At 75.4% G+C, this 17,606-nt stretch carries 24 protein-coding genes and 1 riboswitch; of the genes, 10 read left to right on the forward strand and 14 right to left on the reverse strand.

All coding sequences use genetic code 11. The annotated features are described in order from the left end of the window. The first annotated feature begins 5 nt into the window (after nucleotides 1-5). Genes GSY69_RS14915 through GSY69_RS05165 form a run of 3 tightly spaced genes read left to right on the forward strand, consistent with a single transcriptional unit; the run spans nucleotide 6 to nucleotide 1,516 of the window. Nucleotides 6-134, forward strand: coding sequence for a hypothetical protein (locus GSY69_RS14915; protein ID WP_268892163.1), 129 nt, complete (start codon nucleotides 6-8; stop codon nucleotides 132-134). 52 nt (nucleotides 135-186) lie between these two features. Further along, nucleotides 187-867 (forward strand): hypothetical protein, encoded by a 681-nt coding sequence (locus tag GSY69_RS05160; RefSeq protein WP_160952812.1) that lies wholly within the window; start codon nucleotides 187-189, stop codon nucleotides 865-867. A gap of 1 nt (nucleotide 868) precedes the next feature. Next, nucleotides 869-1,516 carry a hypothetical protein gene (locus GSY69_RS05165; RefSeq protein WP_160952813.1) on the forward strand — a complete coding sequence of 216 codons (648 nt, stop codon included), beginning with the start codon at nucleotides 869-871 and terminating at the stop codon, nucleotides 1,514-1,516. 30 nt (nucleotides 1,517-1,546) lie between these two features. On the opposite strand, the gene GSY69_RS05170 is transcribed toward GSY69_RS05165, so the two are convergent. Together GSY69_RS05170 and GSY69_RS05175 are read right to left on the reverse strand one after the other, a co-directional pair. Next, nucleotides 1,547-2,200 (reverse strand): pyroglutamyl-peptidase I family protein, encoded by a 654-nt coding sequence (locus GSY69_RS05170; RefSeq protein ID WP_328698771.1) that lies wholly within the window; start codon nucleotides 2,198-2,200, stop codon nucleotides 1,547-1,549. Then, nucleotides 2,197-3,036: a PhzF family phenazine biosynthesis protein gene (locus GSY69_RS05175; protein ID WP_160952814.1), complete on the reverse strand. Its 840-nt coding sequence runs from the start codon at nucleotides 3,034-3,036 to the stop codon at nucleotides 2,197-2,199. Before GSY69_RS05175 ends, GSY69_RS05170 begins: the two co-directional genes overlap by 4 nt. 85 nt (nucleotides 3,037-3,121) lie before the next feature. On the opposite strand from GSY69_RS05175, the gene idi reads away from it, so the two are divergent. Together idi and GSY69_RS05185 are read left to right on the forward strand one after the other, a co-directional pair. After that, on the forward strand, nucleotides 3,122-3,670 hold the full coding sequence (gene idi, locus GSY69_RS05180) for an isopentenyl-diphosphate Delta-isomerase (protein ID WP_160952815.1): 549 nt from the start codon (nucleotides 3,122-3,124) through the stop codon (nucleotides 3,668-3,670). Continuing rightward, entirely contained in the window at nucleotides 3,667-4,413 is a 747-nt protein-coding gene (locus GSY69_RS05185) for a DUF402 domain-containing protein (RefSeq protein ID WP_328698772.1), read from the forward strand. The genes idi and GSY69_RS05185 overlap by 4 nt, the downstream gene beginning before the upstream one ends. On the opposite strand, the gene GSY69_RS05190 is transcribed toward GSY69_RS05185, so the two are convergent. From GSY69_RS05190 to GSY69_RS05215, 6 genes are read right to left on the reverse strand one after another with little or no spacing between them, the layout of a single operon-like run. Beyond that, complete coding sequence (locus GSY69_RS05190; RefSeq protein WP_328698773.1) at nucleotides 4,410-5,423, reverse strand: asparaginase domain-containing protein; 1,014 nt, start codon at nucleotides 5,421-5,423, stop codon at nucleotides 4,410-4,412. The two genes, GSY69_RS05185 and GSY69_RS05190, sit on opposite strands and share 4 nt — an antisense overlap. A gap of 36 nt (nucleotides 5,424-5,459) precedes the next feature. Next, nucleotides 5,460-6,314, reverse strand: coding sequence for a prenyltransferase (locus GSY69_RS05195; RefSeq protein ID WP_326956690.1), 855 nt, complete (start codon nucleotides 6,312-6,314; stop codon nucleotides 5,460-5,462). After that, nucleotides 6,308-6,616, reverse strand: a complete 309-nt coding sequence (locus tag GSY69_RS05200; RefSeq protein ID WP_160952816.1) for a lycopene cyclase domain-containing protein — start codon at nucleotides 6,614-6,616, stop codon at nucleotides 6,308-6,310. Before GSY69_RS05200 ends, GSY69_RS05195 begins: the two co-directional genes overlap by 7 nt. Next, entirely contained in the window at nucleotides 6,613-6,954 is a 342-nt protein-coding gene (locus tag GSY69_RS05205; RefSeq protein WP_160952817.1) for a lycopene cyclase domain-containing protein, read from the reverse strand. The genes GSY69_RS05200 and GSY69_RS05205 overlap by 4 nt, the downstream gene beginning before the upstream one ends. Beyond that, nucleotides 6,951-8,483, reverse strand: coding sequence for a phytoene desaturase family protein (gene crtI / locus GSY69_RS05210; protein WP_160952818.1), 1,533 nt, complete (start codon nucleotides 8,481-8,483; stop codon nucleotides 6,951-6,953). The genes GSY69_RS05205 and crtI overlap by 4 nt, the downstream gene beginning before the upstream one ends. Continuing rightward, nucleotides 8,480-9,364, reverse strand: a complete 885-nt coding sequence (locus GSY69_RS05215) for a phytoene/squalene synthase family protein (RefSeq protein ID WP_160952819.1) — start codon at nucleotides 9,362-9,364, stop codon at nucleotides 8,480-8,482. Before GSY69_RS05215 ends, crtI begins: the two co-directional genes overlap by 4 nt. 141 nt (nucleotides 9,365-9,505) lie before the next feature. Between GSY69_RS05215 and GSY69_RS05220 the strand changes: the two genes are divergently transcribed. Together GSY69_RS05220 and GSY69_RS14920 are read left to right on the forward strand one after the other, a co-directional pair. Beyond that, nucleotides 9,506-9,757 (forward strand): hypothetical protein, encoded by a 252-nt coding sequence (locus tag GSY69_RS05220; RefSeq protein WP_160952820.1) that lies wholly within the window; start codon nucleotides 9,506-9,508, stop codon nucleotides 9,755-9,757. Between the two features lie 225 nt (nucleotides 9,758-9,982). Then, on the forward strand, nucleotides 9,983-10,108 hold the full coding sequence (locus GSY69_RS14920; protein WP_268892164.1) for a hypothetical protein: 126 nt from the start codon (nucleotides 9,983-9,985) through the stop codon (nucleotides 10,106-10,108). Between the two features lie 229 nt (nucleotides 10,109-10,337). Here GSY69_RS14920 and ribH read toward each other — a convergent pair whose 3' ends face one another. From ribH to ribD, 4 genes are read right to left on the reverse strand one after another with little or no spacing between them, the layout of a single operon-like run. Then, nucleotides 10,338-10,829 (reverse strand): 6,7-dimethyl-8-ribityllumazine synthase, encoded by a 492-nt coding sequence (gene ribH / locus GSY69_RS05225; RefSeq protein ID WP_160952821.1) that lies wholly within the window; start codon nucleotides 10,827-10,829, stop codon nucleotides 10,338-10,340. Continuing rightward, the gene (gene ribB / locus GSY69_RS05230) at nucleotides 10,829-12,199 is read right to left on the reverse strand and encodes a 3,4-dihydroxy-2-butanone-4-phosphate synthase (protein WP_160952822.1); all 1,371 of its coding nucleotides are present in this window, start codon (nucleotides 12,197-12,199) and stop codon (nucleotides 10,829-10,831) included. The genes ribH and ribB overlap by 1 nt, the downstream gene beginning before the upstream one ends. After that, on the reverse strand, nucleotides 12,196-12,846 hold the full coding sequence (locus tag GSY69_RS05235; protein ID WP_160952823.1) for a riboflavin synthase: 651 nt from the start codon (nucleotides 12,844-12,846) through the stop codon (nucleotides 12,196-12,198). Before GSY69_RS05235 ends, ribB begins: the two co-directional genes overlap by 4 nt. Before the next feature lies 1 nt (nucleotide 12,847). After that, on the reverse strand, nucleotides 12,848-13,990 hold the full coding sequence (gene ribD / locus GSY69_RS05240; protein WP_160952824.1) for a bifunctional diaminohydroxyphosphoribosylaminopyrimidine deaminase/5-amino-6-(5-phosphoribosylamino)uracil reductase RibD: 1,143 nt from the start codon (nucleotides 13,988-13,990) through the stop codon (nucleotides 12,848-12,850). Between the two features lie 103 nt (nucleotides 13,991-14,093). Further along, nucleotides 14,094-14,236: riboswitch (FMN riboswitch) on the reverse strand. 78 nt (nucleotides 14,237-14,314) lie between these two features. On the opposite strand from ribD, the gene GSY69_RS05245 reads away from it, so the two are divergent. Beyond that, nucleotides 14,315-14,530 (forward strand): hypothetical protein, encoded by a 216-nt coding sequence (locus tag GSY69_RS05245; protein ID WP_160952825.1) that lies wholly within the window; start codon nucleotides 14,315-14,317, stop codon nucleotides 14,528-14,530. Nucleotides 14,531-14,600: 70 nt separating this feature from the next. On the opposite strand, the gene GSY69_RS05250 is transcribed toward GSY69_RS05245, so the two are convergent. Further along, the gene (locus tag GSY69_RS05250; RefSeq protein ID WP_160952826.1) at nucleotides 14,601-15,584 is read right to left on the reverse strand and encodes an aldo/keto reductase; all 984 of its coding nucleotides are present in this window, start codon (nucleotides 15,582-15,584) and stop codon (nucleotides 14,601-14,603) included. A 28-nt stretch (nucleotides 15,585-15,612) separates the two neighbouring features. Continuing rightward, complete coding sequence (locus GSY69_RS05255) at nucleotides 15,613-16,053, reverse strand: hypothetical protein (protein ID WP_160952827.1); 441 nt, start codon at nucleotides 16,051-16,053, stop codon at nucleotides 15,613-15,615. 101 nt (nucleotides 16,054-16,154) lie between these two features. On the opposite strand from GSY69_RS05255, the gene map reads away from it, so the two are divergent. Both map and GSY69_RS05265 read left to right on the forward strand, forming a co-directional pair. Next, nucleotides 16,155-16,955, forward strand: a complete 801-nt coding sequence (gene map / locus GSY69_RS05260; protein ID WP_160952828.1) for a type I methionyl aminopeptidase — start codon at nucleotides 16,155-16,157, stop codon at nucleotides 16,953-16,955. A gap of 66 nt (nucleotides 16,956-17,021) precedes the next feature. Further along, complete coding sequence (locus GSY69_RS05265) at nucleotides 17,022-17,480, forward strand: MarR family winged helix-turn-helix transcriptional regulator (protein WP_160952829.1); 459 nt, start codon at nucleotides 17,022-17,024, stop codon at nucleotides 17,478-17,480. Nucleotides 17,481-17,606: the final 126 nt, after the last annotated feature.

Genomic DNA, 17,606 nt, shown 5'->3' on the forward strand with positions numbered 1-17,606 from the left:
ACACGGTGAACTCGTCCAACGGCTCCGGCAACGTCGACATCGACATCCCCCGCGCCAGCAGCGCGGGCGCCGCCGGCATCCCCATCGACATCGACAACCGCTCCGGCGAGACGTCCGTAGAGTACGGACAGTGAGCGAAGCAGCGGCGATCCACGGCGCGCGTCCCGCGATGCGGGTGCGCGGCCGGTGACGGCCTACCTCTCCGAGATGGCGGCGCTGGGCGTGTTCGGCTTCGACCCGCTGGGCGCCGTCATCATGCTCGCCTTCATCGCCGGGGGCTCCCGGCTGCTCCACACCGTCGTCTTCACGCTCGTCAACTGGGCGGTCACCGTCGCCGTCGCCGTGCTGGGCGGCCTGCTCTTCACCGCGCTCGCCGCGCGCGTGCACCGGTGGGCCTCCGAGGTGCCCGTCTGGGCCTGGGTGGCCGCCGAGGCGGTAGTCGCCGCGGCGCTGCTCGCCTGGGCGATCGTGCGCATGGTCCGCGGGGTGGCCCCCGAGTCCGACCGGCCGCCGCGCACCGCCTCCAGCTGGGCGGTGGCCGCGGCCAGCGCGGGCTTCGCGGTCGCCGCGTTCGTCGACCCCGGGTACTCCGCGGCGATCGTGCTCTCCGCCGGCCATCCCCTGTGGGAGACGACAGCGGGCATGACCCTGTGGTTCGCGATCACGCAGTCCCCGCTCCTCGTGCTGCTCATCGCCGCCCTGTGCGGCAGGACCGAGGCGGCCGGGCGGTGGCTGCGCGGCTGGATGGCCCGCATCCGCCGCCCCGTGGCGTACGCGATCACGGGGCTCATCGTCGCCTGCGTCGTGCTGCTGGCCGCCGATGCCGTGCTGCTGTCCGTCACCGGCCGCTTCCTGCCGAGGCTCTGACGTGGCAGCCGATCGCACCCGGCTGCGCTTCACGGGCCACATCGCGGGGGCGGGCACCGCCGGCGGGACCCGGCTGGTCCTCGGCTGCTGGACCCGCACGCCCTGGGGGCCGTTCGCCGATGTCATGGCCGCCCTGCCCGATGGCCGCCGCGTGCTGCTGGCCCCCGCTGAGCGGGTGGCTGAGTTCGTCGCCGCCACCTATGCGTTCGACGAGGTGCGGATCGTGCCCGTGGCGGTGCACCGGACCGGCACGGGCGCGGGGTCCGGCTGGCGGGTGCGCGCGGGCGGCCCCGAGGGCGGGGCGCCGGTGCTCGCGTGGGACTTCGAGGTGGGCCGGCGCACCGCGCTCGGGGCGCTGCTGCGCGCCGTGCCGCCCCCGCTGGCCCGCACCGCCGCCTTCTGCCGGGCGGTCGATCCGCTGGCCCGCCGGGTGGTGCCCGGGGTGCGGACCTACGGCACAGCCGGCGCGGGGCGCACGGAGTGGTACGCCGCCTCGGACCTCCACGCGCTCGCCGCCAGCCGGGCCGCGTGGGAGGGTGCGGACCTCGGAGCGCTGCGCCCGGTGGCGTCGGACCCCGCATTCGGGTTCGGCTCGACGCCCCCGGCGCCCAGCCTCACCGCGCTCACGAGCACCGTGCGGCTGGGCTGAGCGCCCGCCAGCGCTCCTCTGCCGCCGCTGCTACGCCTCCGCGCCGCCGGCCGCACGCAGATCGGGCCGCCCGGAGCGCACGTGGGCGGCCGTCGTGAGCACGCAGCGCAGCACCGCCGCGGCGATGCGCTCCTGGTCCATGTCGCGGGTGTGCGGGACGTGGACGAAGCCGGCGGCGGGAGCGCGCCCGCCGCGCGCCCCGAGGTCCTGGCACACCCGCATGAGCCGGTAGAACACGGCGTTGCACACGTAGGTCCCGGCCGTCTGGGACACCGCCGCCGGGATGTGCGCGGCGCGCAGGTCGGCGGTGATGGCCTTGATGGGCAGCGTGGCGAAGGCGCCCGCCGGCCCGCCCGGCTCCAGGGGCTCGTCGATGGGCTGGGCGCCCGCGTTATCGGCGATCCGCGCATCGGCGATGTTGATCGCGGCCCGCTCGGGCGTGACCTCGCGCCGCCCGGCCGCGAGCCCCAGGGCGATCACGGCGGCCGGGTCCGCGGCGCGCACGGCGGCCTCGAGCGCCTCGGATGCGCGCGCGAAGTCGACCGGCAGCACGCGCGTCGTGACCGCGATGCCGGGGTGGGCCGGCGCCGCGGCAGCCAGAGCCGCGAGCGCGGCCACGGTGGGGTTGTCCGCCTCCCCGCCGAACGGCTCGAAGCCCGTGACGAGGACGCGCACGGCGCTCACAGCTCGACGGTGCCCGTGATCGTCGAGGCGGTGGCCCCGCCCACCCAGATCTCGCCGTCCGCACTCGTCACGCTCACCCGGCCCGCGCGGGCGAGCGCGGTGCCCTGGGCGGCCGTGTAGTCCTCCGGCAGGTCGCCCGCGGGGATGAGCCAGCGCGCGAAGCCCGCATTCAGGCTGCCGGTGACCGGGTCCTCGGGCACCCCGTAGGCGGGGCAGAAGGCGCGCACCTCCACGTCGGCCGGACCGCCGGCGGGGTGCGCGCCCAGCACGCCCACCTTGAGGTCGCCCAGGGCCGCGAAGTCCGGCTCGAGGCCCAGCACCGTCTGGGCGGAGTCGAGGTGGAGGCCCAGCCAGCCCGGGCCGTTGTCGATCCAGTTCGCGGCGAAGAGGCGCTCCTCACCGATGCCCAGCGCGGCGAGCGCCCCGTGGAGGTCGATGAGCTCCGGTTCGCCCGTGCGCACGAACTCCGGGGCCGCGAAGGCGATCGTGGCGTCCGCGCCGATCCGCAGGTCGATGAGGCCCAGGCCGCACTCCTGGCGCAGGCGCCCGGGCTCGCGCGGCTCGCCGCCGGCGGCCAGCCACGCGTGCGCCGAGCCCAGCGTGGGGTGCCCGGCGAACGGGATCTCCGCGCCGGGGGTGAAGATCCGCAGGCGGTAGTCGGCCTCCGGGTGCGCGGGCGGCAGCAGGAACGTCGTCTCCGACAGGTTCGTCCAGCGGGCGAAGGACGCCATCCGGTCATCCGGCACGTCCTGGGCGGCGTGCACGACGGCCACGGGATTGCCGCTGATGGGCCCGGAGGCGAAGACGTCGACCTGGGAGAAGGGGTGAGCGCTCATGCCCCCAGCGTAGTGTCTGCCTCCAGCGCAGTGTCGCGGGTCCGCGGGCGGTGCCGCGTCCGTGCCCGGCGCTAGGCTCGGGGACATGGATGAGACGCCGGATGCCCCTGAGGATGCCACTGAGCTCGTGGTCCTGTTGGACGATGCGGGTGCCCCGGTGGGCACCGCGCCCAAGGCCACGGTGCACGGCGCGGACACGCCGCTGCACCTGGCGTTCTCCTGCTTCATTCACGACGGCGCGGGCCGCGTGCTGCTCACCCGCCGGGCGCTGGCGAAGAGGACGTGGCCGGGGGTGTGGACGAACTCCGTGTGCGGCCACCCCGGCCCCGGGGAGGACTTCGCCGCCGCGATCGTGAGGCGCTGCGCGGACGAGCTGGGCTGCCTCGTCACGGAGATCACCGAGGTGCTCCCGGACTTCCGCTACCGCGCCATCGACGCCTCGGGCACGGTGGAGAACGAGGTCTGCCCCGTCTTCACCGCCCGCCTCGACGGCGACGTGCGCGCCCGCGCCGAGGAGGTCATGGACTTCGCGTGGCTGGAGCCCGCGGCGCTCACCCGGGCACTCGAGGCCGCGCCGTTCGCGTTCAGCCCGTGGCTCGTGCTCGAGTGGGCCCAGCTGGCGGCCGGCGAGTGAGCATCCACGACCCGTTCGCCCTGCGGGTCCCCGCGGGGACCCGGCCCGTGGGCGCGGGGCCGCACTGGGCGCCCGGTGAGCGGGTGCGCTGGCACTTCCGGCGCCACGACTTCGCCGCGCACGGCACGGAGGTCGTCCAGCCCACCCGCGTCGTGCGCGATGACGAGCGCGGCGCCGTGCTGTGGCTGGCGGGCGAGACGCCCACCGCGGAGTCGCGGATCGCGGGCTTTGAGAAGGTCAACCCGCACGATGTCCCGGACGCCGATCGCTTCCTGCCGCCGGGCCGTGAGCCCGCCCGCGTCCAGCTTCCCGGCCGGTGGCACGGGCGGGGCGTGCTGCGGATCGTGCCGGCGGGGCTGCCGTTCTCCGTATGGGTCTTCCGCGCCCCGGGCGGGGAGCACGCGGCCTGGTACATCAACCTCGAACAGCTCCACGTCCGCGCGGGCGCGGACCTCTACACGGCCGATCACATCCTCGACATCGTCATCCACCCCGGCGAGGAGCCCCGCCTCAAGGACGAGGACGAGCTGGCCGGGGCGCTGGCCGGCGGCATGTACGACCCCGAGGCCGTGCGCACCATCTGCGCGCACGCAGACCTCGCGCTCGCCCAGTACGCGGCGGGCCACTGGGCCTTCGACGAGGAGTGGACGCACTGGGCGCCGCCCCCGGAGTGGGCGATGACCCCCGCCGAGCAGCGGGAGGCCGCCGCGCTCCTGCGCCCGTGGCTGGGCGCGGACGACTAGCCGAAGGCCCCCAGCGCCTCGGCGGGATCGGCGCCGGCGCCGAGCGCGAGGATGAGGACGATGCGGGCCTTGCGCGCATCCAGCCGCCCGGCCGGGATGAGGCCCCTGGCGATGAGGTCGATGTCACCGCCGGGATACCCGTACGTGCGCTCGAGCACGCGGCCGCTGCCGGTGCGCGAGGCGAGCACCACGGGCATCGTGGCCGCGAGCTGCCCCAGGCGCTCGGCGGCCTCGGCGCGCACGTGCCCGCCGCCCACGCCGGCGATGACCGCGCCCGCGTAGCCGGCGTCGGGGAGCGCCGGGGCGATCGCGAAGTCCTCGCCCACCCCCGCCTCGACGAGCAGCACCCGGGGCAGGCCGGTGGTCCCGGCGGGCGCCTCGGCTGCGGGCCGCTCGGAGACTGCGAAGCGGCGGGCCGCCGGCGCGGGCAGGTGGGCGAGCACGAGCGCGTCCTCGCTCAGCCAGCCCACGGGGCCGGCGGCCGGGCCGGAGGTGAACGCCGCCGGGGAGCTCGTGTGCGCCTTGCGCACCCAGAGCGGGTCGTGGACCTCGTCGTTGAACACGACGAGGGCGGGGCTGTCGGCGAGGCGCTCGTCGAGGCCGGCGATGACGGCGGCGCGCACATTGGCGGGGCCGTCGGCGCCGGGCTGCTCGGGCCCGCGCATGGCGCCGGTGACGACGATGGGGATTCCGGAGTCGTTGAGCAGCGCGAGGGCGAACGCGGTCTCCTCGATCGTGTCTGTGCCCTGGGTGAGAACCACGGCCCGCGCGCCCTGCGCCGCTGCCCGCCGGGCCGCGCGGACGGTCTCCTCGAGGTCCTCGAGGCGGATCTCACCCGAGCTGACCTGGGCGATCTGCTCGAACGTGACCCGCGGGGCCTGCGCCAGGGTGGGCAGCGCCGCTGCGGCCGCGATCTCCTCGGCGCCCACCTGCGGGCGGACCCCGGCCGCGGCGCCGTGGCCGGTCGAGGCGATGGTGCCGCCCAGGGCGGCGATGTGGATGTGCGGCACGGGAACTCCTTGGGTTCGCAGGGACGGGCCCGGCGCTCAGCGCATGAGCGACCAGATGATGAGCAGCGTGGCGCAGAAGCCGGCGGCGTAGTTGAGCCAGATGAACGCGGACCAGCCGGGGTGCGCCCGGCCGGACTGCGCGTCCGTCAGGCGCGCGAACCGCGCTGTGTTGGCGATGTAGGGCAGTGCGAGGAGGCCGCCCAGGCAGGTCGGCCAGCCGGCGCAGGCCACGAGGGCCCCGGCCGCGGCGTAGAGCGCCACCGCCGCGAGTACGGTGGGGCGGGCGCCGAGCACCGTGGCGATCGAGGCGATGCCGGCCTGGCGGTCCGGCACGATGTCCTGGACCGCGCCGAACGCCTGGCTTGCCACGCCCCAGGCGAAGAACGCCGCGAGCACCAGCCAGCCCGCGCGGCTGGGCCAGGCGCCCAGCAGGGCGAGCGCGAACCAGGCGGGGGAGGAGAAGTGCGTGGAGCTCGTGAGGGAGTCCAGCACGGGGATCTCCTTGAAGCGCAGGCCCTTGACGCTGTAGGCCGCGACGGCGAAGAGGCTGAGCGCCAGGACGCCGGTGCTCGTCCACGAGCCCACCACCAGGAAGAACAGCACGAACGGCAGGCAGCTCAGCAGCGCGGCCCACAGGATCGCGGTGTGGTGGGCGGGTGCCAGGATGTGTCCCTCGATGCCGCCCTTGCGCGGATTGCGCATGTCCGACTCGTAGTCGAAGACGTCGTTGATCCCGTACATCGCCAGGTTGTAGGGGACGAGGAAGAACAGGCAGCCCACCCAGAACGCGGCGTCGGGCCCGCCCCCGGCCAGCAGGTAGGCGGCTCCGAAGGGGAAGGCGGTGTTGATCCAGGACACCGGGCGCGAGGCGCGCAGCAGCTCGCTCAGCACCGCCGCCTCCGCTCCCGGCGGCCCAGCAGCTCCCACAGCGCGGGCAGGGCCGCGGCGGCGAGCACCGTGTAGGCGAGGTCCTCCAGGGGCATGAGGCCGATGCGCAGCCCGCTGGCATGCGCATCCGCGTAGACCATGAGGCCGACGGCGATCATGAGGTTGTCGAAGACGATGGTGAGCGCCACGAGCAGCGCCGCGGCCGCGGCCGCCGCCCGCCAGCGCAGCGCGCCCGCCCGCAGCGCGGCGGTCACCAGCGCGGCGGCCGGCAGCAGAAACGCGAGGTTGATGAGCCCGTACGTCATGTCCGCGGCCCGCCCCCGGCACCGTGGAGCCGGGCGCCCGCGCGCTTGGCCCCCGCGTAGGCGTTCATCGCCAGCCAGCACAGGAAGACGAGGAAGAAGACCTCCTCGAGCGTGAACTCCGGGGCCAGCATGATCCCGCTCAGGTAGGGGCTGGGCCCGCGGGAGAAGGCGCCCGCGGCGATGCAGACGAGGTCCCACGCGATGAACACGGCCACCCCGGCGCCGTGGACCGCGGCCGCGCGGCGGGGGCAGGCGAACCAGAAGAGGCGGAAGCGCCAGTCGAGGATCGCCATGCCGGCCAGCGAGGCCAGCAGGCAGCCCAGGTACGCGAGGCTCATCGCCGATCCCCGCGGACGTGGGCGGCGAGGTTGTCGGCGCTGATGAGGCACATGGGCAGGCCCACGCCGGGGGCTGCGAACGCGCCGGCGCGCAGCAGGTTGGCGGCCTTCGGGTGCTGGACCCCGCCGCGGAAGAAGGCGCTCTGGAACAGGGTGTTGGCCGGTCCCAGCGCGGAGCCGGACCAGGCGTGGTAGGCGCCTTCGAAGTCCCCGGGGGCCATGACGGTGCGGGTGAGGGTCCGCTCCCGCAGGTCCGCCGCGCCGATCCGCTGGCCGAGCGCGTCGACGATGCGGTCCGCGTACGCCTCCACGCCGGACTGGCCGGCGCGCAGGCTGGGGTTCGCGGGTGCGGGCACGAGGACGAAGAGGTTCTCGCAGCCGGCGGGGGCGACCTCGGGGTCGGTTCGGGAGGGGGCGCAGACGTACGCCGAGGCGGGCCACGGCAGCCGCGCCCGCGGTCCGAAGATCTGGTCGAAGTTGTCCTCCCAGTCCGCGGAGAACACCATCGTGTGATGGGCCAGCTGCGGCACCCTGCCCCGCACGCCGAGCATGATGACGAGCGCCCCGATGCCCGGGTCGCGCCGCTCCCAGGTCCGCTGCGGGACGGCCCGCAGGCGCGGGTCGATCACCTGCGTCTCCAGGTGGTGGAGGTCGCAGGCGCCCACCACGAGGTCCGCGGGGAACTCCGCGAGGCGCTCGCGGCCCCCCGCGCCGTCGGACACCCGCGCGACGACGCGCTCGATCCGGCGCGCGCCTGTGCCGCGGCCCGCGGGCAGGGCCACCGCTTCGGCGCCGGTGACGATGCGCGCGCCCGCCGCCCGCGCCACCCGCTCCACGGCGGCGATGACGGCGCGCATGCCCCCGCGCGGGTAGGCCGGGCCGTCGATGAGGTCGAGGCGGCTCATGAGCGCGAACAGGGCGGGCGCGCGCTGAGGGGAGGTGCCGAGGAACACGGCGGGGAAGCCCAGGATCTGGCGCAGCAGCGGGTGGGAGAACCGGGCGTCGACCCTGTGCTGCAGCGACGTGCCGAAGAGGCCCGGCAGCTGCGGCAGGCGGGCCAGGACGGAGCGGCGGGCGAACGCGCCGGGCCGGGCGAAGTTCGTGTAGAGGAAGTGGTCGAGCGCGAGGTCGTAGATCCCGTCGGCCTCGCGCAGATAGGCATCCAGGCGCTGCCCCGCCCCGGCCTCGAGGCCCTCGAAGACCTCGCGCACCGTGGCCGGTGAGATGTCGAGGGGGCCGGAGGAGCCCGTGCCCGCGGCGCCGAAGACGCGGTAGCCGGGCTCGATGTCCTCGAGCCCGTACTCGGCGGCGGCCGAGGTGCCGAAGCGGGCGAAGAAGCGGTCGAAGACCTCCGGCATGAGGTACCAGCTGGGGCCCGTGTCGAAGCCGAAGCCGGCCGCGCGGGCGAAACCGGCGCGCCCGCCCACCGCGGCGCGCCGTTCGAGGACGGTGACGTCGTGGCCGTCGGCGGCGAGCAGGGCCGCGGAGGCCAGGCCCGCGATGCCGCCGCCGATCACGATGACCCTCATGCGCGCTCCGCGCCGCGCTCGCCCCGGCTGCCGCGCAGGGCGCGCGCGGCGACGGCGACCTTGCGGGGATTCGACACCCGCACGCGCGTGCGGGCCAGACGGTCCGCCGGCGTGCGCTCGAGCTCGTCGGTGAGCTCGGCGAACAGGGCGTGGGCGCAGCGCACGGCGGGCCGCACGCGCGCGGGCAGCAGCGGGAAGGCCAGGGCGGCGCGGGCCAGGAGCATGCGGATCTGCGCGATCTCCGCTCCCTTCGCGGCCTCGTCGAAGGCGCGGGCGCTTCGCGGCAGATAGCTGCGGCCCAGCTCGCCGCCGTCGTGGCCCAGGTCGCGCAGGAAGTTGATCCGCTGGAAGGCCGCGCCCAGCGCGCACGCGCCCGCGTCCAGCTGTGCGCTCTCCTGTGGGGAGGGCGCGAGGTCCGCGGTGAAGATCCGCACGCACATGAGGCCCACCACCTCGGCGGAGCCGTGGATGTAGGCGGCCAGGCTGGCCTCATCGTGGGCGGCGGGGGCGGCGTCCTGGCGCATCGACTCGAAGAACGGGTGCCACTCCTGCGCGCCGATGCCGGCGCCGCGGGCCGTGAGCGCGAACGCGTGGACGACCATGTCCGTCGAGTGGCCGGTGCGCACTGCCTCGGCGATGCGCGCCTCGTAGGCGTCCAGGGCGGCGCGCTTGTCCTCCGCCGAGACCCCGGGCCAGGCCCCGTCCACCACCTCGTCGGCGATCCGGACCATGGCGTAGAGGGCGGCGATCTGGGCCGCGGTGCGCGGGGGCAGCAGGCGCACGGCCAGGGAGAACGAGGTGGAATAGCGGCCGATGACCTGGCGCGACGCGGCGAAGCAGACGCGGGCGTAGTCCGCCTCGGCCCGCTGCGCTGTCGTCATGTTCCCATCATGGCACGCCGCTCACCGCCGCCCGGGCGGCCGGGGCCCTAGCCTGGACTGCGACGGCAGACGGAGCCGGCGGACGGAGACGGACGGGAGAGCGGGACGATGGGGGCGACGCGGGCGCGGCGCTGGAGCCGCATGCGCATCACCGGGATGTGGCTGCTGGCGGGCGGGCTCGTCCTCGCCGTGGCACTGGGCGGCCTGGGGCTGATGCTCGCCCTGCGCGGCGGTTCGATCGTGCGCGGCACGCTGGCCTCCGGCAGCGCATTCACCGGGCAGACGGCCGTCGAGGTCAGGGCCGGGGACCGGCTGAGCCTCTACACCGAGGTCCCGCCCGCCCCGTCGGGATCCACCGGCGGGGCGCCCACCGCCCCCGGCAGCACCCGCTGAACGTACGACCCCGCGGCGGCCGGCCGGGCGGCCGAGGCGGCGCGGGCGTGCACGCTCACGCACTCGGAAGGGGCGGGCTTCGAGCGCGGGGAGACCGGCACCTACACCACCACGCGCCACGGCCAGAGCTTCGAGGCGCGCGGTTCGTACCGTGCGACGGCGAATGGCACGGTCACCGCCGCGTGCACGGACGGCAAGCAGCATCTGCTCGCCGAGCCGCTCGAGGTGAAGGGCGTCATGGGCCTCGTCGGCGGACTGGGCACGGGGGTCTTCGGCATCGGCCTGGGTGCGCTCATCGCGATCGTGGGCATCGTGCTCGTCTGCGCGGGCGGCAACCGCCGGCGCGGCTGAACTGCGCGGCGGCCGAACTGCGCGGCCGAACTGCGCGGCGGGGCCGCGTGCGCCCCGGTCGCGCGGCCCCGCACAGCGTTCGCACACCCGATTGGCACCGTCGTGCCACCGCGCCCACAGCCGCGGCAAAGCTGGGCTCCGTAGGGTCATACCCAGTGAGGCCGGTTCACCCGGTGACGAGCTGCGGGGCTCGTATCTTTGGGGAGTGGTACCGAATGGTGAACCGGCCTCACCCTCTGCCCTCAGGGCCCGCGAGCCCCAGGAGCGCCGCGGCCGTCGACACCGCCGCCGTCGCCGCCTCGTACCCCTTGTCCTCAGTGGAGCCGGGCAGGCCCGCGCGGGCCAGTGCCTGCTCGTCGTCATCACAGGTCAGCACGCCGAATCCGACCGGAGTCCGCGTATCGAGGGCCACCCGGCCCAGCCCGTCGGCGGCCGCCCGGCACACGTAGTCGAAGTGGGGCGTGCCGCCCCGCACCACCACGCCCAGCGCCACGACCGCGTCGTGGTGCGCCGCGAGGGCCTGCGCGGCCACGGGCAGCTCGAAGCTGCCGGGCACGCGCACGAGCGTGGGCTCGATGCCCGCCTCCGCGCAGGCGCGCAGCGCCCCGGCGACGAGGCCGTCCATGACCTCCGTGTGCCAGCGGGCGGCGACGATGCCCACGCTCACGCGGGAGTGGGCGGCCGGGTCGAGGCCGACGTCGGGGGCTCCGTGCTGTGCCATCAGGACACCTTTCGCTCTGCGCCGGACTGCTGCCCTGCGCTCGTGGGGGTCTGCGCCTGCGGGCCGTCCGCCGGCAGGTCGTGGTGCATCCGCGTGCGCTTGGCGTCGAGGTAGACGGCGTTCTCCGTCCGCGCCGGCACGGCGATCGGCACGCGCGCGAGCACCTCGATCCCGTGTGCGTCCAGCGCCCGGGCCTTCGCCGGGTTGTTCGTCAGGAGCCGGACGCGCGCGATCCCGAGCAGGCGGAGGATGCCCGCGGCCGCCGCGTAGTCGCGGGCATCGGCGGGCAGCCCCAGGGCGGTGTTCGCGTCGACGGTGTCGAGGCCCTCCTCCTGCAGGCGGTAGGCGCGCAGCTTGTTGGCCAGGCCGATCCCGCGCCCCTCGTGCCCGCGCAGGTAGACGAGGCAGCCGCCCTCGCGTCCCAGGCGGGCGAGTGCGGCATCGAGCTGCTCACCGCAGTCGCACCGCCGCGAGCCGAGCACGTCGCCGGTCAGGCACTCCGAGTGCACCCGCACGAGGGGCGCGGTCCCCGAGGCGCCCTGTGCTCCAGCGGCGCCCGAGGCGCCCGGTGCCTCGAGCACCAGGTGCTCGGTGCCGGTCGCGGGTTCCGAGCAGGCCCGCGCGCGGAACTCGCCGTGCGCGGTGGGCAGGCGCACGGCCTCGCCCACGCGCACCTCGGGCACGCGCACCTCGGGCACGGGAGCGTCGACCAGGGCCGCCGCGCGACCCGCCTCCGCAGCCTGGCGCACCTGGGCGCCGCCGGTGTCGAGCCACGCGGCGAGGTCGGCGATGGAGACCGTGAGCAGCCCGTGGGCGGCCCCGAAGGCCAGGAGCGCGGGCAGGCGCATCATCGACCCGTCGTCGTGGACGAGCTCGGCGATGACGGCCACGGGCGCGCAGCCGGCCAGGCGGGCGAGCTCGACGCCGGCCTCGGTGTGCCCGGCGCGCTCGCGCACCCCACCGGGGCGGGCGATGAGCGGGAACACGTGGCCGGGGCGCGAGAGCGCACCGGGCCCGGCTGCGGGATCGGCGAGCACGGCGGCCGTGCGGGCGCGGTCGGCGGCGCTGATGCCCGTCGTGGTGCCGACGGCGGCATCGCAGCTGACCGTGTAGGCGGTGCCCTTGGGGTCCTCGTTGCGCTGGACCATGGCCGGCAGGCGCAGCTGGGCGGCGCGCTCGGGCGTCATGGGGGCGCACACCACACCGGAGGTGTGGCGGACCATGAACCCCATCCACGCGGCATCGGCGTGCTCGGCGGGCATGATGAGATCGCCCTCGTTCTCCCGGTCCTCATCGTCGACGACGATGACGGGTCTGCCGGCTGCGAGCTGGGCGATGGCCGCGTCGATGGCGGCGAGGCTGCGGGTCATGCTGGGGCTCCGATCTGCTGGGCGGGTGCGGGAGCGGGGGCGAACGCGGCGAGCCGCGCGGCGTACTTGGCGAACACGTCGGCCTCGAGGTTGACCCTCCGGCCGGGGGCGGCGAGGCCCAGGACGGTGCGCTCCAGGGTGGCGGGGATGAGGCCCACTTCGAACCAGGCGCGCTCGGCCCCCGGCTCGCTGACCGCGGTGATCGTCAGGCTCGTGCCGTCCACGGCGATCGAGCCCTTCTCCGCGATGAGCGGCGCCAGCTCGGCCGGCGTGGCGATGCGCACGCGCGTCCAGCCGCCCAGGTCCTCAACGGCCGCGATCGTGCCCGTGGCGTCGACGTGGCCCTGGACGACGTGGCCGTCGAATCGGCCGCCGGCGGGCATGCACCGCTCCAGGTTGACGGGGTCGCCGGGGGACAGGGCGCCGAGCGACGTGCGCGCGAGCGTCTCGCCCATGACGTCGGCTGCGAATCCGTCGCCGGTATCCGGCACGGCGGTGAGGCAGACCCCGTTGACGGCCAGCGAGCCGCCGGCGGGCAGCCCGTCAAGCACCGCGCCCGCCGCGATCCGCAGGCGGGCGGCATCCGCGCCGGGGATGGGCTCGATGGCGCTCACCCGGCCCAGCTCCTCGATGATTCCGGTGAACATGTCAGTCCTCTCCGTGGTGGGGTGCTGTGCTGTGGTTGTGCCGTGGAGGGTCCGGCGGGCTCGGCTGCAGCCGTACGAGCGTGTCCGCACCCAGTCGCTCGGGGGCGCCGAGGCGCTCGCCGGTGGGGTCGGGGGTCCACCGCTGGGCCCCGCTCAGGGTGGCGATGCCGAGGTCCGCGAGGGCAGGTGTGCCCGCGCCCAGCAGGACCGGGGCGGTGAAGACGGCCAGCTCGTCGACGAGGCCCGCGCGCAGGAATGCGCTGATGAGCCGCGGCCCGCCCTCGACGAGGAGGTGGCCGATTCCGCGGGAATCCAGGTCTGCGAGCACGGCGGCCAGGTCGCGGCTCGGATAGCGCAGGAGCCGTGCGCTGTCGGCCAGGTGGGAGTCGGGGGCCGGGGCGCGGTGGCCGATGAGCACGGGCACCGGCTGGTGCGCGGCGGGCGCGCCGTCCGGGGTGCGCGCGCTCAGCCGCGGGTTGTCGGCCAGGGCGGTTCCGGTGCCCACCGCGATCGCATCTGCCCGCGCCCGGATGGCGTGGCCGGCGGCGCGGGATTCGGGGCCCGTGATCCACCGGCTCGTACCGTCCGCCGCCGCGACGCGGCCATCGAGGGACTGGGCGATCTTCGCGGTGACGAAGGGGCGGCCGGCCGCGCGGGCGGCGAACCAGCGTGCGTTGAGCGCGCGGGCCTCCTGGGCCCGCAGGCCGGTGCGCACCTCGGCGCCGGCCGCGCGCAGCCGCTGAGCGCCCCCGCCGGCCAGCGCGGTGGGATCCGGAGCGGCGCAGACGACGCGGCGGATGCCGGCGTCCAGGATCGCCTGCGCACAGGGGCCGGTGCGGCCGGTGTGGGCGCAGGGCTCGAGGGTGACGAGGAGGGTGGCCGCGGAGAGGTCGAAGCCGCGGGCGCGGGCCGCTGCGAGCGCGACGACCTCCGCGTGGGCGGTGCCGGCCCCCGCGTGGCGGCCCACGGCCACCCGGCCGTCGGGGGCGAGGACGGCGGCTCCCACCAGCGGGTTCGCACCGCGCACCCCGCGGGCGGCGGCCCCGAGCGCACGGTCCATGGCGGCGCGCTCGGCTCGGCTGAAGTGCGCGGCGGCCGCGGCAAGCGGTGCCGCACAGCACGAAGCCGCCCGGTCGAGCGCCATTTCCCACCTCCCGATCCTGCCGGGAGATGGAAGTGCGCCGCCGTGCGGCTGCTGGGCGCCGGGACGGGCCCGCCCACCCGCGTGTGGGTGCGGACGCCGACGGCGCCTGTTCCTCCCATCCAGACTTTCACTGTCGGCCTCGGAATCTCACCGAGTCAGCCGGCCGGCTCAGCAGGGTTCTGCTGCGCTGACCGGGTCGCGGGCTATCACCGCCGGTACGGAATCTCACCGTCCCCGGAACACTGAGGCGCACGTTACACCGGCCACATCGACAGGCACAAGGGCAAACGTCGTCTCACAGCGGTGTTCGGTACCCTGCCGATCATGTTCGAGGTGACGGCGCTCGAGGTCGCTGTGCTCTGTGTCTGGCTCGCCGGGATCGGCTGTGCGCTGGCTGTGCTCCGGCGCGTGCGCCGCAGCGCGGTGCCTGGTTCCAGCCGCGGCGCGCTCACCCTCGCGGCGGCGGTGTTCATCCCGGTCTTCGGCTCGGCGCTTGCCGCCATGGCCCTTGTCCGCGAGGTGCGCGCCGGCCGACGCTGAGCCGCTCAGGCACTCAGCCCCTGAGGCACGCAGCACCTCGGATTGCGCGGCATCTCAGGTGCGCGGCATCTCATTCGCGCAGGTACGGCGCGGAGGCGCGGTCGAGCCGCGCCACCTGCTCCGCATCCAGCGCGAGGTCCACGGCGGCGAAGAGCGGATCGAGCTGCTCGACGGTGCGAGCGGAGGCGATGGGCGCCGTCGCCCCCTTGGCCAGCAGCCATGCGATAGCGACCGAGGCGGGCGGTGCGCCCACCTCGGCGGCGACCGCCAGGAGTTCGTCGACGACGGCGAAGCCGGCGGGCGTGGCATAGCCGCCCACCGCGGCGGATCGCGCCCCGGAGCCCACGTCGGCGGCGGAGCGGTACTTCCCGGTGAGGAAGCCCGCGGCCAGCGCGAAGTAGGGGAAGACCGCGAGGTCGTACTCACGAGCCAGCGCGCCGTAGCCGTCTTCGGGATGGCCCGGCGTGCCCTCCACGGCGGCGCGGTGGACGAGGCTGTGCTGCGGCTGGATCGCCACGGGCGCCGCGAGCCCATTGGCGCGCGCGGCCTCGAGCCACGCGCGCTGGCGCTCGGGGCTCAGGTTCGACATGCCGATCGCGCGGGCCTTGCCCGAGCGGACCACGGCGTCGAACCCCGCGGCCAGGTCCTCCGCGCTCGTCTCTTCGTCGTCCCGATGGGCATAGTAGAGGTCGACGCGGTCGGTGCGCAGCCGGCGCAGGGAGTCGTCGAGCGCCGCCGCGACGTTGGCCGGGCTCAGGCCGGGGCGCTGGTCCCACGAGCCCACCTTCGTGGCGATGACGGTCTCGTCGCGGCGGCCCGTGCGCTCGAACCACTGGCCGATGATGTCCTCGGATTCGCCGCCCGTGTGCCCCTCGCCCCAGGCGGAGTAGACATCGGCGGTGTCGACGAAGTCGCCCCCGCGGTCTGCGAACGCATCGAGGACCGCGAAGGACTCCTCGCGGTCGGCCGTCCAGCCGAAGACGTTGCCGCCCAGGTTGAGGCGGAAGACTTCGATGTCCGTGCGCGGGATGCGCGCCGTGTGCTCAGTCGTCATGTCCTGTCCGACACCGCACGCCGCGCGCTTATTCCCCCTGGCGGGCGGACCGTGCCGGGCCAGCGGACCGTGCCGGGCCAGCGGGCCGCGCCGTGTGAGCGCGCAGCCCCCGGTTGAGCTCGGTGACGAAGCCCAGGGCCACGAGGGTGATGGCGGTCAGCGCCGCAGTGACCGTAGTGGGCGCGCTGGGCGCCAGCTCCTCCCACGTGGCGGGCCCCGCCGTCACCAGCGCCGTGAGCCGCGGCGCCGCAAGGGCGGCGAGCACTGCGAGCGTGCAGGCGCCGTCCGCGCACAGCGCGGTGGGGGTGGGCGGAGCCGAGGCCCCGCGCGCGACGGCCACGATGACGAGTGCGCCCACGGCCCCCGCGAGGGCGAACACGGCGGGCGCACCGGGACCCAGACCCGCCTGCGCGCTGCAGGCCGCAATGAGCGCGGTGGCGATGGACAGGGCGGCGGCGATCCGGAACATGCTGCCAGTCTTGCGCCCGCGGGGCCCGCGCACACGGTGGTCAGCCCGCCGGGCGGGTCGGGAAAACCCGAACCGGCGGCCCCGGGTGCGAGGATGGAGCCATGATCGAGCTGAAGACCCCCGCCGAGATCGAGAAGATGGCCGTGACCGGCCGCTTCGTCGCCCACACCCTGCGCACCCTCGCCGAGCGCGCCGAGCCGGGGGTCGACGTCATGGACCTGGAGCACGAGGCGCGGCGGATGGTGAAGGCGCGCGGGGCCGAGTCCTGCTACTGGGACTATGCGCCGGCGTTCGGCAGCGGGCCGTTCCGCAATGTCATCTGCCTGTCCGTCAACGATGCGGCGCTGCACGGCAAGCCCCGTCCCCACGTGCTGGCCCTCGGCGACCTGCTCAGCCTGGACTTCGCCGTGTCGATCGACGGCTGGGTCGCCGATGCCGCGGTCTCCGTCGTCGTCGGGGCGGACGCCGGCAGCCCGGCGGGCGCAGGTGTGCCGGACGCGGATGCGAGCGCCGCCCTCATCGCCTCGACGCGGGACGCGCTGGACGCCGGGATCGCCGCCGCCGTTCCGGGCGGCCGGCTGGGAGACGTCTCCGCGGCCATCGGGGCGGTGGGCAGGTCCCGCGGCTACCGGATCAACACGGACTTCGGCGGCCACGGCCTGGGCCGCACGATGCACGGCGAGCCCCACGTGCCCAACCAGGGCCGCGCGGGCAAGGGGCTGAAGATCCAGCCGGGCCTCACCATCGCCATCGAGCCGTGGTGGGGAATGGGCACGGACGAGCTGGCCGTCGACGGCGACGGCTGGACCCTGCGGATGGCCGACGGCAAGAAGGCCGCGCACACGGAGCACACGATCGCGGTGACGGAGGACGGTCCGCGCATCCTCACACTGGCCGAATGAGACGTGCGCCCGCCGCGGGGGCACGCGCTTGCGCTAAAACATAACCCAGGTATATAACTGGTCGATATGAATCTCGACGACCTCAGCTCCGACCTCGTGACGGTGGGCGGGCGCCTCATCCGGCGCCTGGGCCGCGAGACGCGCACCGGCGAGTCAGCGAGTGTCTGGCGGGCGCTGTCCGTCATCGAGCAGTACGAATCGGTGACGATCGGCGGTCTCGCGAAGGCCTACGGCAGCTCGCAGCCCGCGGCCACGAAGCTCGCCTCCCGCCTCGAAGAGGCCGGCCTCGTCGAGCGCCGGCACGACGCGGACGATGCGCGCGTCAGCCGCCTGACGCTGGCCGGCGCGGGCCGCGCGCGCCTGAGCGCCGAGCGGGCCATCGCCGCAGACTACCTCAAGCCGATGATGGCCGACCTCACGGCGGCCGACCATCGCGCCATCGCCCGCACCGTCGAGATCCTCAGCGCGTTCATCGACGGCCAGCCCGGCATGCCGGACTTGCCCGCAGCCCTGACTCCCGGCTGACGCCCCGCGTCCCCGGTGCGTATCCCGCAGCAGCACGCCCCCTCAGTAACCAGTCCCCACAGCAGCCCGTCCCCTCAGAAGAAGGTGTTGACCACGTCCTCCTCCCCGTCACTCCTGCACCAGCCG

The organism is Brevibacterium rongguiense, from assembly GCF_009857845.1.
Lineage (GTDB): Bacteria > Actinomycetota > Actinomycetes > Actinomycetales > Brevibacteriaceae > Brevibacterium > Brevibacterium rongguiense.